Origin of the sequence: Acinetobacter sp. CIP 102136 (genome assembly GCF_000369685.1) — a bacterium.
Lineage (GTDB): Bacteria > Pseudomonadota > Gammaproteobacteria > Pseudomonadales > Moraxellaceae > Acinetobacter > Acinetobacter fasciculus.
The window spans coordinates 1321395-1335392 of the sequence record NZ_KB850142.1; the positions used below are offsets into that span (position 1 = coordinate 1321395).

At 42.3% G+C, this 13998-nt stretch carries 14 protein-coding genes; 6 read left to right on the forward strand and 8 right to left on the reverse strand.

Annotation, left to right across the window (positions count from 1 at the left end; translation table 11 throughout):
- Window positions 1–23: 23 nt before the first annotated feature.
- Entirely contained in the window at window positions 24–1133 is a 1110-nt protein-coding gene (locus F893_RS11710; RefSeq protein ID WP_004278914.1) for a beta-ketoacyl-ACP synthase III, read from the reverse strand.
- 30 nt (window positions 1134–1163) lie between these two features.
- Window positions 1164–5102: an ATP-dependent RNA helicase HrpA gene (hrpA, locus tag F893_RS11715; RefSeq protein WP_171065635.1), complete on the reverse strand. Its 3939-nt coding sequence runs from the start codon at window positions 5100–5102 to the stop codon at window positions 1164–1166.
- 489 nt (window positions 5103–5591) lie between these two features.
- Between hrpA and ahpC the strand changes: the two genes are divergently transcribed.
- Together ahpC and F893_RS11725 are read left to right on the forward strand one after the other, a co-directional pair.
- Window positions 5592–6155: an alkyl hydroperoxide reductase subunit C gene (gene ahpC / locus F893_RS11720; protein ID WP_004278916.1), complete on the forward strand. Its 564-nt coding sequence runs from the start codon at window positions 5592–5594 to the stop codon at window positions 6153–6155.
- A gap of 292 nt (window positions 6156–6447) precedes the next feature.
- The gene (locus tag F893_RS11725; protein ID WP_004645498.1) at window positions 6448–6654 is read left to right on the forward strand and encodes a KTSC domain-containing protein; all 207 of its coding nucleotides are present in this window, start codon (window positions 6448–6450) and stop codon (window positions 6652–6654) included.
- Between the two features lie 11 nt (window positions 6655–6665).
- Here F893_RS11725 and F893_RS11730 read toward each other — a convergent pair whose 3' ends face one another.
- Together F893_RS11730 and F893_RS11735 are read right to left on the reverse strand one after the other, a co-directional pair.
- Window positions 6666–7256, reverse strand: a complete 591-nt coding sequence (locus F893_RS11730) for an O-methyltransferase (RefSeq protein ID WP_005103501.1) — start codon at window positions 7254–7256, stop codon at window positions 6666–6668.
- A gap of 24 nt (window positions 7257–7280) precedes the next feature.
- The gene (locus tag F893_RS11735; RefSeq protein ID WP_034436473.1) at window positions 7281–7499 is read right to left on the reverse strand and encodes a DUF1653 domain-containing protein; all 219 of its coding nucleotides are present in this window, start codon (window positions 7497–7499) and stop codon (window positions 7281–7283) included.
- A gap of 233 nt (window positions 7500–7732) precedes the next feature.
- On the opposite strand from F893_RS11735, the gene ahpF reads away from it, so the two are divergent.
- Window positions 7733–9298 carry an alkyl hydroperoxide reductase subunit F gene (ahpF, locus tag F893_RS11740; protein WP_005103503.1) on the forward strand — a complete coding sequence of 522 codons (1566 nt, stop codon included), beginning with the start codon at window positions 7733–7735 and terminating at the stop codon, window positions 9296–9298.
- Window positions 9299–9356: 58 nt separating this feature from the next.
- Here ahpF and F893_RS11745 read toward each other — a convergent pair whose 3' ends face one another.
- On the reverse strand, window positions 9357–10754 hold the full coding sequence (locus tag F893_RS11745; protein ID WP_005103505.1) for a serine hydrolase: 1398 nt from the start codon (window positions 10752–10754) through the stop codon (window positions 9357–9359).
- A gap of 381 nt (window positions 10755–11135) precedes the next feature.
- Here F893_RS11745 and F893_RS17520 point away from each other — a divergent pair, with 381 nt between their 5' ends.
- Window positions 11136–11384, forward strand: a complete 249-nt coding sequence (locus F893_RS17520) for a hypothetical protein (protein ID WP_005103506.1) — start codon at window positions 11136–11138, stop codon at window positions 11382–11384.
- A gap of 144 nt (window positions 11385–11528) precedes the next feature.
- Window positions 11529–11735, forward strand: a complete 207-nt coding sequence (locus F893_RS11750; protein ID WP_005103508.1) for a hypothetical protein — start codon at window positions 11529–11531, stop codon at window positions 11733–11735.
- Here F893_RS11750 and F893_RS11755 read toward each other — a convergent pair.
- Window positions 11719–12357, reverse strand: a complete 639-nt coding sequence (locus F893_RS11755; RefSeq protein WP_005103510.1) for a LysE family transporter — start codon at window positions 12355–12357, stop codon at window positions 11719–11721. The two genes, F893_RS11750 and F893_RS11755, sit on opposite strands and share 17 nt — an antisense overlap.
- A 118-nt stretch (window positions 12358–12475) precedes the next feature.
- Entirely contained in the window at window positions 12476–13042 is a 567-nt protein-coding gene (locus tag F893_RS11760) for an FxsA family protein (protein WP_004278924.1), read from the reverse strand.
- A gap of 125 nt (window positions 13043–13167) precedes the next feature.
- Between F893_RS11760 and ruvC the strand changes: the two genes are divergently transcribed.
- Entirely contained in the window at window positions 13168–13713 is a 546-nt protein-coding gene (ruvC, locus tag F893_RS11765; RefSeq protein WP_004278925.1) for a crossover junction endodeoxyribonuclease RuvC, read from the forward strand.
- A gap of 3 nt (window positions 13714–13716) precedes the next feature.
- Here the strand turns inward: ruvC and F893_RS11770 are convergent, their stop codons facing one another.
- Window positions 13717–13989 carry an acylphosphatase gene (locus tag F893_RS11770; RefSeq protein ID WP_005103512.1) on the reverse strand — a complete coding sequence of 91 codons (273 nt, stop codon included), beginning with the start codon at window positions 13987–13989 and terminating at the stop codon, window positions 13717–13719.
- Window positions 13990–13998 lie beyond the last annotated feature (9 nt).

The following is a 13998-nucleotide window of genomic DNA, read 5'->3' on the forward strand; positions in this document are numbered from 1 at the left end:
GTCTGCTCCTTATCTACTCCGGACTATGCCACGCGCTTTTGGACCAGAATCGAACCCACCGAATAACCGGCACCAAATGAACACAATACACCGTATTCACCATCTTCAACTTCATGTGCAGTACGGTGCAAGGCAATGATCACCCCGGCAGAAGAAGTGTTGGCAAACTCATTCAGAATGATCGGTACCAGACCAGGTTTGGCATTTTCTTTGCCGACGACCAGTTTCAGGATTAGTTCATTCATGCTGGCATTGGCCTGGTGTAACCAGAAGCGTTTAACACCTGTCGGCTCAATCTGATTCTTTTCCAGTTGCGCAGTAATCATTTTCGCAACCAGTGGACAGACTTCTTTAAATACCTTACGACCATCCTGACGGAAACGCTTGTCGTCAATGTCAGCATTTTCAGAGGTATTCAAGAAACCGAAGTTATTGCGGATGTTATTCGAGAACTGGGTAAACAACTCAGAATCCAGAATTTCAAAACCGGTTTTGCTGTCGGTATTTTCAATAATTGAAGCGGTTGCCACATCACCAAAAATAAAGTGACAGTCACGTGAACGGAAATCGGTATGTGCAGAGGTAATTTCCACATTCACTAATAACACACGGCGCGCGCCTGCTTTGATCGCATCATAAGCCTGTTTCAGACCAAATGTTGCTGCAGAACACGCCACGTTCATGTCATAGGCATAACCTTTGATGCCTAGAGCGGTCTGAATCTCGATCGCCACAGCAGGATAAGCACGTTGCAAATTCGAACATGACAAGATCACGATATCAATGTCTTCGGCAGTCACACCGGCATTTTCCATCGCCTGCTTGGCTGCGATTACACCCCATTCTGCCTGCAGTGAAATTTCATCATCTGCACGTTCACGTAAATTTGGACGTAAGCGTTTTGGATCAAGAATACCTGATTTTTCTACGACATAACGGCGTTGTACGCCAGATGCTTTTTCAATAAAGTCTGCGCTAGAACCACGACGTGCTTCCACTTCGCCTGCAGCGATTTTGTCAGCATTTTCGTGATTAAACAGTTCCACATAAGCATTTAAACTTTCAACTAATTCTTCATTGGTGATGACATGTTCCGGATGGAATAAGCCAGTACCCGTAATGCGGATGCCCATGTAAAATTCCTTATCTGAATTACCTATATCTTAACTGATTCCAAGACGATCCCATACTTTTTGCAAGCGAGTTGGAGACACGGGTGCTTTTGTTTTCATCGGTTGTGAAAACAATGAGATTCTTAACTCCTCGACCATGAAATATAATTCTTTCAGACGAGGGTCATCTTTAAACTGAAATAATTTTTCCATCCATTGATCAATTTGGTCAATGGCGGAATTGTCCCTTTGTAGATTATTGGGCAAGCGCTCCAAACGTAAGATCAAAGCTTTTAAATAACGTGGAAATTCAACCCAGACATCAGAAGGTTTACGATAAACAAAATCAGAAAGACTCATTAAATCAAGCTGATCTTCAATATCATTGATATTTTTTTCAAACACAGAATGGTCTAAAACCAATAATTTCCGGCGGATTTCCTGCCACTGGATATAAATATCCGTGATCTCTTTCAGGGAAATTTGGCCATAAGTTAGGAAAGATTTTTTTACATCTTCAACCAGCTTTTGGAACTCTTGCGCATTGACAGGAAGCTCATTAATGGACATGTGTATTGTGGCATAAACTAACATTTGTTCCAGTTGTGCCTTATCACCGAGTGGTGAATAAGCCAGCGCCAGAGGTTTGGAAATCTGTTTTTTCAACTGACGAGTCAAGTCTCCGAGTTGCATATGCACCAGTCGGATCACCCCTTCACGATGTTTTTTGACCGCTTCAGCCTGATCATTGAAAGTCTGAATCACTACACCCGATTCATCTTTCTGCTCTAGGGCAGCAAAAGCTTTGGTTGGAACCAGCGCCTGATATTGCTTGACCACGACACCGGTGACTTTTTGCGAGGCTTCAAATACAAAGCTTTCTGGGAAGGTTTTAAATTCACCTTTAAGCTGTTTGACCGGACTATGCGTTTCAGTCCGGCAGCGCGCTTTCAGCTCAGCAAGATCACGCCCTTGTTCAATGACACGGCCTTTTTCATCAGTAACTTTAATAAAAGGCAACAGATACTGATCGACCCGGTCAAAGCTGAAATCTTTCTCCGTGATTTGATCGCCTCGCAACTGGAATGCCAAGAAACTAAAAATATGTTTCTGTAAATCCTGCGCATCTACTTTTGCTATGAGTTTTTGTGCAGTATCCGGAATCGGCACCAGATTACGGCGCTTATCCTTCGGCAAAGCTTTTAGCAATGCTTCAATCAGATCCAGACGCCAACCCGGAATCCCCCATGACCAGATACCTTCATCGACCTGGGCCAAGGCTTGCAGGGGAATTTTAACTGTCGCGCCATCTTCATCATGACTCGGGTCAAAACGATAGGTTGCAGCCAGACGCAGGCTACCATTGTGCAAATAGTCCGGAAATTGTTGTGTCGTCGGCCGGTCATTCAGCCATAGCGCATCATCATCGACAAATAAATAACGCGGATTCTGAGGCTCAACCGTGGCACGCCAGTCTTCAAAAGTACGACGGCTGGCCACTTCAGGCGGCACTTTCGAGGCATAGAACTGGTAAATGGTTTCTTCATCAACCACCAGATCACGACGGCGTAATTTGTCTTCTACTCGCTCGACTTCTTCCAGTTTAAGCAAGTTATGCTTTAAAAATGGTGGAGTAATGCCTAAATGCCCAGTGGTTAAAGCATCCCGCAAGAAAATTTCATGCGCGGCCGCCTGATCTACTTTTTCATAATTGATTGGGCGTTTCGGCTCAATAATCAGACCAAATAATGAAATCTGATCATAGGCATTCACCACACCAGCTTTTTTCGACCAGTGCGGTTCAAAATAATGATGCTTGAGCAGGTCACGCGCGGCCAGCAGAATCCATTCCGGCTCAATCTTGGCTAGGGTACGCAAATACACCTGGGAAGTCTCGACCATTTCAAAGGCCATCACCCACGGCGTATTGGTCTTGTGCAAGGTAGAAGCTGGGAAAATCCGTGCTTTTTGCTGACGCACCGCCATAAAAACATTACGCTCATCGGTCTTGTTGGCGATAAATGATAAGAGACCGGTCAACAAGGCACGGTGCAGATTCTCATAACTGGCTTTATTTTCATTAAATGACAGTTTTAAACCCTTAGCCAAATCCACCAGCTGCTCATGAGTTTTCTTCCATTCACGTAAACGCAGCCAGCTCAGGAAGTGATTACGCGCAAAAGTACGGCGCTTATTTTCACTCATGCTTTCGCGATTATTGTGTAGCGTTTCCCAAAGCTTGATATAGAACAGGAAATCAGAATCGGCTTCACGGAATAGTGCATGTTTCTGATCCGCCTGCATCTGCTTGTCCGCAGGGCGTTCACGCGGGTCCTGAACTGCAAGTGCGGCCACAATCACCAGCACTTCATTCAGCACGCCAAAATGTGCACCACCAAGAATCATGCGGGCCAGACGTGGATCGATCGGCATTTTCGCCATTTGCTGACCGATCTTGGTTAAGCCACGGCTTTGAAGTCTCCCTTTCTCGAAGGGTGAGGCGTTATGCGACGCAAGAGAGGGATTTGCTTGATCATCTTCAGTTTTAGGAGAATTTTTCTCAGCCATTGCCCCCAGTTCAATGAGGAGCTTGCGGCCATCATTGACCAAACGATGATCTGGTGGTTCGATGAAATCAAAATCTTCGAGTGAACCCAAGCTCAGACTTTGCATCTGCAAAATTACAGATGCCAGGTTGGTTCGCTTTATTTCTGGTTCGGTAAACTCAGGACGGCTCAGGAAGTCTTCCTCAGAATACAGACGTATACAGACACCCGGCGCAATACGACCACAACGACCTTTACGCTGGTTCGCGGCTGCCTGAGAAACGGCTTCAATTGGTAGACGTTGCACCCGTGAACGATAGTTATAACGCGAAATACGGGCAAAACCGCTATCAATCACATACCGGATATTCGGAACGGTTAAAGCTGTTTCTGCTACGTTGGTGGCAATAATAATGCGTCGCCCGCCACCAGAAGGATTAAAGATTTTCTGCTGTTCGGCCAGCGCCAGACGCGCATATAAAGTTAATACTTCCGTATGGCGTGGCCCATGTTTGATTAGGGTTTCCTGTAACTCGCGAATTTCCTGCTCGGTACTGGCAAAAATCAGGATATCGGCATGTTCGGGATGACCTTTTTCCTGTGCATCCTGAAAGCATTCTTCGACTGCTTTGACCACAGCGCGAGGCAGGTTTTCTTCAAAATCATCAAACTCATCATCATCACTACCGCCAATGCTCATTTCCGAGATCGGGCGATAACGCAGCTCTACCGGGAAGCTGCGGCCTTCCACTTCAAAAATTGGTGCACCATTAAAGTAACTGCTAAAACGGTTTACATCCAGGGTTGCTGAAGTAATGATGACTTTCAGATCGGGACGACGTGGCAATAGCTGCTTCAGATAACCCATAATGAAGTCGATATTCAGCGAACGTTCATGCGCTTCATCAATAATAATCGTGTCATATTTGGTCAGGTATCGGTCATGCGTCAGTTCGGCCAGTAAAATACCGTCTGTCATCAAACGCACAATTGAGTCTTGTGAACCCTGTTCCGTAAAACGTACTTTAAAGGAAATTGATTCACCGAGTTTTTCGCCAACTTCTTCGGCAATACGCTGTGATACGCTGCGGGCTGCCAGTCGACGCGGCTGGGTATGTCCGATCATTCCGGTCAGGCCACGTCCAGCCAGCATAGCAATTTGCGGTAACTGGGTGGTTTTACCAGAACCGGTTTCACCAGCTACAATAATAACCTGATGCTTTTGAATCGCGGTAATCAGCTTGTCAGCATACTGGGTTACCGGCAGATCCTGATTTAGCTTGATGTTCGGAAGACGCTCAAGCCGTTGCCGTACTTTCAGATTGGATTTTTCAAATAATTCCTGATACTGCTTAGCATCTGCGTCTTTCCCTTTTTTCAGTCGATTTAAACGGTGACGGTCACGCGCCATTATCCATTGATCTACATTTAAATGACTCTGCACAGAGAAAACACCCACATCAAAAAACCGGAAAGGTTTATTTTACTTGGTTCATTAGATTTCAGATAGTCGTAGTTCTGTTAAGTGCCGGACAAATTGGCTTTGGCTGCCTGATTTCTCTCAATTCCGCACTATAAACCTGTCAAAATATCTAAATGACACGCATGAGTTTCCCTGATTAGATTTAATCATAAGTCCAAGTTTGGAATTGATATTTAAATTATTTTGTGGAAATTATGCTTTTTTCCGAATTGACCCTTGAATTTTTTGGTTTCAACATCATGTTTGCTAGCACGAGGAAAAAGAGATAATTTTGTCATCAGGCCATCATCTTGATGCTGCTCAATGAACAAAGCGATTTTGCCAAAGTGGCGCGTTTTTACTTAATTCGGTTTTTCCGATGTTTGTAATGTAAAAATACCATTTTAGCATCAACCAAAATTTCGATACTCTTATTCAAAATCAAAGACTACCTCAATCATGGAGACAATGATGAGCTTAATTAATACTGAAGTTAAACCATTTAAAGCAACTGCATTCCAAAACGGCAAATTCATTGAAGTTACTGAAGCTGACCTGAAAGGCAAATGGTCTGTTGTATTCTTCTACCCAGCTGACTTCACTTTCGTTTGCCCGACTGAACTTGGTGACCTTGCTGACAACTACGCTGAATTCCAAAAACTAGGCGTTGAAATCTACTCAGTTTCTACTGACACGCATTTCACTCACAAAGCTTGGCACGATTCTTCAGAAGAAATCAAAAAAATCCAGTATGTAATGGTTGGTGATGCAAACTGGACTCTTGCTAAAAACTTTGACGTATTAATCGAAGCTGACGGCCTTGCTGATCGTGGTACTTTCGTGATCGATCCAGAAGGTAAAATCCAAATCGTTGAAATCAACGCTGGTGGTATCGGCCGTGACGCTCAAGAACTTCTTCGTAAAGTTAAAGCAGCTCAGTATGTACACGCTCACCCAGGCGAAGTTTGCCCAGCTAAATGGAAAGAAGGCGATGCAACTCTTGCTCCTTCAATCGACCTAGTGGGTAAAATCTAATTTTAATTAGATTGAACTGATTCAAAAAAACCACGCTTTTTAGCGTGGTTTTTTATGGTTTGAACTTTTATGTCAGTGCAATACTGGATTTTATTTTTTTAAATTATTTTGTTAGGACTTAAAATATTGCAGTCCTATTTCTTTCTTGATCCATCATATAAAAATTCAGGCATATCTTTTGCTTCGCTTTCTCATAATCCTTACCGATTCTTACAATTGAGCTATACATCTGCAGAGCCATATGGCATAAGTTCAAATGATAAGATAAGAAATATTCAGTGGAGGAACGCATATGCAAAAACTGCTTACCGTGATTTCTTGGAAATACAATCCCTCAAGCCGCCACCTGAAAATTGTATACAGTAATGGTCATGCCGAGCTGTATCATCCCGTACCTGAATTTATTTATGACAACCTGTTAAGACGCCAAGACAAAGCCGCATTCGTAGAAAAGTATCTCGAATATAATTTACATTTTAATAAAATTTGCATGGATTGAAGTGAATCCATTTAACGAAATCCCACCATCAGCAAACCTGCGCCTATGGGTACAATACTCATGATAAAACGTGGGTCTTGCTGAATTAAGGCAATAAACTCTTCGACTTCTGCTGCATGTGAAATGACATTATCAACTACCAGTAACCCGCCCTTTGCTTTAAGTAATCGACTCAAATGTGGCCAGTAACTGACATAAGCATCTCGTTCAGCATCTAACAGGATAAAATCAAATATTTCCTTTTCTGCCTCCAGATAAACCTGAGCATCAATTACTTTAAAATTGATTAAATCTGCAAGATCTATTTCTGTCGCATATTGCTTTGCCTGAGCAACCCGTTCTGCATTAATTTCAAGAGTTGTAATCATGGCTTGAGTCTGCCGAGCCGCTTCTGCCAGCCATAAAGTGGAATAACCAGTAGAAGTCCCAATTTCCAGAATACTTTTGGATTGTTGCGCACGAATCAGCATAGATAAAAATCGGCCTGATTCTGGTTCTATATTACGATATCGGTGCAGTCGATCTGACTGCTTAAGATCATGCCTATGAAATTTTTCATATAATTTTTGCATGAATCCTTCAAATTCATCTGAGTTTTGCATCACTCTTCCCTGAGTCTGTTGGGCTTAAAGTGCCTGAATCAATTTAAAACGCTCTACTTCACGATCATCGTTAGTGGTAATGGTTTCAGTGAACATCGTTAAAGGACGTACCCAAATTGAATAATCACCGTAGAGACATTGATAAACCACCAGCTTTTCTTCAGTTTCACTGTGCGTGGCGACATGAAACACCTGATAAAGCTGTCCCTTATAATGTTGATAAATACCGCGTTGTAATTCCATCATTCAAGTCTCAAATATCTTGTTTTAATCTTAGCTGAAAATCATTATTCTTGCTCTAAACTACTTGAAAATTAATCTTTTGAATCCATATAGAACTTTGAAATTAATGATGAATTTTTCAATAAATCTGTAAATCCGATCAACAAAATAAAAACAAACTGTTTTACCTATTTATGCAATTCATTTAATATCCTGTTATCAAATAAACATTTACTCCTTTGGAGACGTTAGCAATGTTAGACCAAAATACTTCAGCTCAACTTAAAACCTTATTAGAACGCCTGGAAGGCCCGATTGAACTGGTCGCGACTTTAGATGGCTCTGACAAATCAGCCAAAATCCAGGAACTGGTTGCCGAAGTGGCTGCACTGTCTGACCTGGTCACTGCACGCTTTGACGGGACCAATGCACGTGCGCCAAGTTTCGGGATTGCCAAACAAGGTGAGGAACCGCGTGTGTTCTTTGCAGGCTTGCCAATGGGCCATGAGTTCACTTCGCTGATCCTGGCATTGCTGCAAACTTCCGGTTATGCACCGAAAGTCTCGGATGAAGTGCTGGCGAATATCAAGAGCCTGGGTGTTCAATCCAACTTTGACGTATTTGTATCGTTAAGCTGCCATAACTGTCCGGATGTGGTTCAGGCACTCAACCTGATTGCCATCTATAACCCGGGCACTACTGCCACTATGATTGATGGGGCTTTCTTCCAGGACGAAGTCGAAGAACGCAAGATCATGGCGGTGCCGATGGTATTCCAGGACAACCAGCATATCGGTCAGGGTCGTATGACGCTGGAAGAAATCATTGTCAAATTGGATAGCAATGCCGCTGCCAAAGATGCGAAAAAGCTGAATGCCAAAGATGCCTTTGATGTCCTGGTGATCGGTGGTGGTCCTGCAGGGAATACTTCAGCCATCTATGCAGCACGTAAAGGCATTAAAACCGGGATCGTGGCTGAACGCATGGGCGGTCAGGTCATGGATACCATGGATATTGAAAACTTTACGTCTGTACAGAAGACCCAAGGTCCGAAGTTTGCTGCCGAGATGGAAGCCCACGTGCGTGAATACGGGGTCGATATCATGAACTTGCAACGTGTCTCTAACATCAAAGGTGCGGATGAAACTGCGAATGGTTTAGTTGAAGTGACACTTGAAAACGGTGCAAAACTTGAATCGAAGACTGTGATCCTATCTACAGGTGCACGCTGGAGAGAGATGAATGTTCCAGGTGAGCAGGAATACAAAACTCGTGGTGTGGCATACTGTCCGCACTGTGATGGTCCACTGTTCAAAGGCAAACGTGTTGCTGTGATTGGTGGCGGTAACTCAGGTGTTGAAGCCGCGATTGACCTGGCAGGGATTGTAGAACATGTCACGCTGGTGGAATTTGATACTAAGTTGCGTGCGGATCAGGTGCTGCAAGACAAACTCAACAGTTTGCCAAACACTACGGTGATCAAGAATGCCCTCTCGACTGAAGTACTGGGCGATGGCTCACAGGTGACCGGCCTGAAATATAAAGACCGTGCCACCGATGAAGAGCATGTGGTTGAGCTGGCGGGGATCTTCGTGCAAATCGGTTTGTTGCCAAATACGGACTTCCTGAAAGAAACAGCTGTTGAGCTAACCAACCGTGGCGAGATTGTGATTAATGACCGCAACGAAACCAATGTGAAAGGCGTATTTGCTGCAGGTGACTGTACCACTGTACCCTACAAGCAGATCATCATCGCGACCGGTGAAGGTGCCAAGGCGTCATTGTCTGCATTTGATTACATTATCCGTTCAGGGCAGTAATCTCAGCGATAAAAAAGCCAGTCATCATGACTGGCTTTTTTTGTTTTAAGTACAGTTTCTATTTCAATAACTCGACTGCTAACTGCTCGATATTAGCCATTTCTGGATGAGCGGCAGATACGTTGGCTAAGATGGTCACTGCTTTTTTCTTATTTAGATCCAATACCAAAATTGAGGTATGCCCTGCGGTATTCCCCCCATGCCAAATCATTTTCTGGCCATTTTCGCCTTCACGAATAAACCAACCCAATCCCATTTGGTAATTCCCAACTTTGGCTGAAGTGGGTTGCTGGGTCAGCTGAATGGCAGGATTTTTTGCCTCAAGTTGGGCTTGCACAAAACGTTTCATATCTTCAACCGTAGAAAGCAGCCCGCCCGCACCTAAAAACACGTCGAAATCCCAAGTTGGAATTTGTTTGCCAGTTACATCCAAAGCAGGTACAAGACGTTTGTCCGCTTGCACTTGATTCACAAAGCTACTTTGCATGCCGTATGGCTTAAAAATATATTGCTGATACAAGTTTTCTAGTGTGGTTTTTTCTGCCAAAGCCAATGTATGCCCAAGTAAACCTATTCCTAAATTAGAATAAATTGGTGCTTTGCTGTTTAACTGGTCTGCATATAAGGTCAAATTATTTTTCAGATACGCATTTAGTTTTTCTACATCATAATCTTTATAAGGATTTGAATCGTCATCCGTTGCCAAGTTACTTGGTAAACGCTCCAATCCTGAAGTATGGTTGGATAAATCTTTGAATTTCAGTTGAATATTATCTTTAAACTGAAATGGATAATAACGGTTGATACTATCTTCCAACCCAATTTTCTTTTGGGTGACCAATTCCGCTAAGACTGTCGCTGTAAACACCTTGGTGATGGAACCAATGCCAAAAACAAGATCTTGATTAGCTTTCTCATGAATTTTATTGTCATGTTTATGCACACCCAAATATTGTGTTTTGCTAGGGTCTAACACAGCAATCGCTACTTGAGTATTTTCAGGAAAAGTACGTGTGGCTGCAAAAATTTTCTCTGCAAGGTTTTTTGGATAGCTTTGAATATAGTTTTCCGTTGTGTTATTAGCAGCATTTGATTCAATATATGGGCTAAATAATAAACCTGTCATTTGCTGTTGATCATTCAGGCTCAAAGATAATTTAAGACGATCCTTTTCAAACATCACTTTATAAATCGCTGTAGATTTACCTTTGTTCTCAATGAACTCAATATTTTGAATAGATCCTAGCTGCTTTTTGATATCTTCAGATACTTTTTTTAGCACGGTAACAGGAAAAGCTTCTTGCATTTTAGGAGAAAAACGTTGATACATTGCTTCATATGCAGCCGCGTTAAAGTCTTGATGAAACTGTGTGATTACTTTTTTTTCTAGATCAGTTTGTGAAAAAACTTGCCCCATCGTACATAATGCTGCAAGTAACACTGCCATTTTTTTCATGCTGTTGCTCTTTGTTCTAGTATTTATCTTTACATAACATAAACTATCATAATTGTTTAAATATTAAACATACTTTCATGCATGAATTTCCATTATATACGACTGATTTTAATTAAAATTCATGAATTAATTTCAGCACTTATGATTGTTTATACAGAATCTAGACTGTTCAAACAACATCACTCGTCAGCTCTAAAAATTCTGTTAAATTAATTATTTTTAACTGTATATTTATTATGCAAACAATGCTTCAGTAATTTTTTTGTTAAACCCCATAGGCATAGTTCATGCATTGATTTAGAATCTAATGTGTAAAAAATGCTGATGTACATTAGAAAAATAAATTATTCACTGGAATGCTGTGAATTCAAGGAGATCATCATGCTACGTTACCAGTATCATTGTGCCTGCTGTGAAAAAGTAGTCGACTCTACAGAAAAATCATGCTCAAACTGCGGCTCACATCATATTCGCAGCCCTTTTGGTTTCTGGGTTTTGTGTGTAATCGCCTGTCTCGTTACAGCAATTGTGTTTAAAGTGGTGCATTTGTATGTGCAGTCACAACAAGAAGTTCCCGTACAACACTCTATACTGGACGTTTTAAAAGAAGAAGATAAAAGACTTCGCTAATTTCATTCATCTCACAGCAAAGACCTGTTGGTTCAAACAGGTCTTTTTATTACTCTTGAATAATTCAAATAGCTATGCGGAAAATAGCCTCATCAAATCCAGATTTGATTTACAATAGTTGTGGATTTGAATGAGAGATGTGCCATGGTTCAGTTAATTAAAAAAGGTGGATTGCGCGAACGTGCCAACCGTAGCCGTAGCTATCAAGGCTCTGAAAATACTGAAACCACCTTAAAGCCTAATCGTTATCAAACGGCGGTTAAAACACTAGACAACTCAGCCTCTCCTGCCCCGACCTCACCAATATCTCCAGTATTAAATGAAGATATACCACTTAATTCATCAGAATAAGTGCGTCATACCATAACCACAATGCAAATAGCAGAAATAGTCCGCCTGAAATCATATCAATATAACTCCCCGAACGCTGGTACAAGGTTTTAATTTTTGGTTGGGAAATCAACAGCATCAATAAAGCAAAGGTGATAAAGGTCTGCAAAGGAATAATCACTGCCAGCTGTGTTTTCAAATAATCAGAAGCAGACGAACTTAAGGCCAGTGAAAATACGCTACTAAAATAGATCAGTGTTTTGGGATTAGAAAGATTGGTCCATAAGCCCAACATAAAATAGTTTTTAGCTTGTACCTGTCCATTTGTATCGTCGTCGGCCTGATGTCTATTTTTAAAGCTATGCACACCACCCTTTAACATGGCCCATCCCATCTTCGCCAGGAACATGCCACCGAGCACCATCAATACCTGTTGAATCCATGGAAACTGGTCAATTAAAACAGTAAAACCCGCAAGTGTCAGTATTACCCAAACCACGATACCAGCAGAGATCCCTGCAATAATTTTCAGGGCATTCTGGCGTGTGGTGGATGCGGCACTTTTGGCAATGAGCAAAATATCGGGACCGGGACTTAGTTGAGCAACAAAATGTAGGAGACAGATCGTAAAAAGCAGAGACATTAAAATAAGGTAAATTTATAAAAATATATTATAACGTTTGTTTAAAGACATTAGAAAGTTCCAATAAAAAACCGAATCATCAGATTCGGTTTAAATAGAGTTTTTTTAAAGAAAACAATTATTTCGGATTGATATCTTTCATTTCAATTTTTTTCGCCTCAGGTCTTACTTCACGTGCTTCACCATCAATAATGGTGGAATCGCCGCGACCTGATTGCTGATTTTGCATATCCTGCATTTGACGCATCATCTCGGCAAATGGATTTTGGCCTTGTGCCCCACCCATATCGCCCATCATGCCACCCATCATTTTTTCCATCATGAGTTGCTGACGTTTCATCATCGCTTTCATTATGGCCGCCTTAAAGACCTGCTGAACCGCTGGAATGAGCATCAATACAGCTAATACATCGGTAATCAATCCAGGAATAAGCAGAAAGAAACCTGCCAGAATTTTAGGTAAATTTCCTGTTAATGCAGGATCTGCACTCATCTGTCCCATCTGCATTTGCTGCATCTGTGGCATGACACCGGCCGAGTATTTACGGATCAGATTCATACCAATAAAAAATGCGGCTACAAACCAGAAAAATACGTACCACATGCTCCCGACGAGGTCACCCACGCCAATCCAGACAAATACTTCTAGGATTAAGCCTGCAAGGATAATAAGAAATAATTTCATGAAAATTAATCTAATCTCAGTAAAATAAATAATAGGATGCTGGAATCAACTGCTTCATCAGGATCAAGCTTTTTTGATACGCTTATGTAACAATATGGGCATTATTCTATTTTTAAAGTGCGGGCATGTCATTAATTATTGGGATTGACCCCGGTTCTCGTTTAACCGGTTACGGAATTATCGAAAAAGACGGCTCCAAACTGACTTTTGTTGATGCCGGCACCATCAGAACAGAAACGACAGAAATGCCTGAACGTTTAAAACGCATCTTTGCCGGCGTGGAGCGCATTGTAAAATTTTATGGCCCCACTGAAGCTGCGGTCGAACAGGTCTTTATGGCACAAAATCCGGATTCTGCCTTAAAACTCGGTCAAGCCCGTGGTGCTGCTGTTGCTGCCTTGGTCAATCTGGATTTGAAAGTCGCTGAATATACCGCGCGCCAGATCAAGCAGTCGGTAGTAGGTTATGGTGCTGCCGATAAAGAACAGGTGCAGATGATGGTGATGAATATTCTAAAACTCAGCATCAAACCGCAACAGGATGCTGCCGATGCCTTAGCTGCTGCCATTTGTCATGCTCATGCTTCAGGCAGTATGAGTAAAATGGCGGTGTTGAATGCTCTAGGCGGTATGGCACGCGGCCGGAGTCGTGTCAGCAGCCGTCGTCGCTAAGGTTCAGCGCAATATTTTAAAGTCTTGAACATCTAGGTCAGATTCCAGATGCTCTTGAATAACCGCTTGTACAGTTGCACGAGCAGGCCCTTGCCAACTTCGTGCAATCATTTCGTCAAGCTGGGAGTCTGTTCCAACAATAACAGCCTCCACCTCACCTGTGCTCAAGTTTTTCACATATCCTTTCAGTCCAAGTGCTTGAGCCTGCTCGGCAAACCAGTAACGGTATCCAACTCCTTGGACTTGGCCTGAAATATTCAGTTTGATGACTGGCACACTATTCTC

Bases quoted from the DNA above. Each gene is read 5' to 3' on its own strand.
- ahpF (WP_005103503.1), top strand. From the start codon at position 7,733: ATGTTAGACCAAAATACTTCAGCTCAACTTAAAACCTTATTAGAACGC.
- F893_RS11745 (WP_005103505.1), bottom strand. From the start codon at position 10,754: ATGAAAAAAATGGCAGTGTTACTTGCAGCATTATGTACGATGGGGCAA.
- F893_RS17520 (WP_005103506.1), top strand. From the start codon at position 11,136: ATGCTACGTTACCAGTATCATTGTGCCTGCTGTGAAAAAGTAGTCGAC.
- F893_RS11760 (WP_004278924.1), bottom strand. From the start codon at position 13,042: ATGAAATTATTTCTTATTATCCTTGCAGGCTTAATCCTAGAAGTATTT.
- ahpC (WP_004278916.1), top strand. From the start codon at position 5,592: ATGAGCTTAATTAATACTGAAGTTAAACCATTTAAAGCAACTGCATTC.
- F893_RS11755 (WP_005103510.1), bottom strand. From the start codon at position 12,357: ATGTCTCTGCTTTTTACGATCTGTCTCCTACATTTTGTTGCTCAACTA.
- F893_RS11750 (WP_005103508.1), top strand. From the start codon at position 11,529: ATGGTTCAGTTAATTAAAAAAGGTGGATTGCGCGAACGTGCCAACCGT.
- F893_RS11730 (WP_005103501.1), bottom strand. From the start codon at position 7,256: ATGCAAAACTCAGATGAATTTGAAGGATTCATGCAAAAATTATATGAA.
- ruvC (WP_004278925.1), top strand. From the start codon at position 13,168: ATGTCATTAATTATTGGGATTGACCCCGGTTCTCGTTTAACCGGTTAC.
- F893_RS11710 (WP_004278914.1), bottom strand. From the start codon at position 1,133: ATGGGCATCCGCATTACGGGTACTGGCTTATTCCATCCGGAACATGTC.
- F893_RS11725 (WP_004645498.1), top strand. From the start codon at position 6,448: ATGCAAAAACTGCTTACCGTGATTTCTTGGAAATACAATCCCTCAAGC.
- F893_RS11735 (WP_034436473.1), bottom strand. From the start codon at position 7,499: ATGGAATTACAACGCGGTATTTATCAACATTATAAGGGACAGCTTTAT.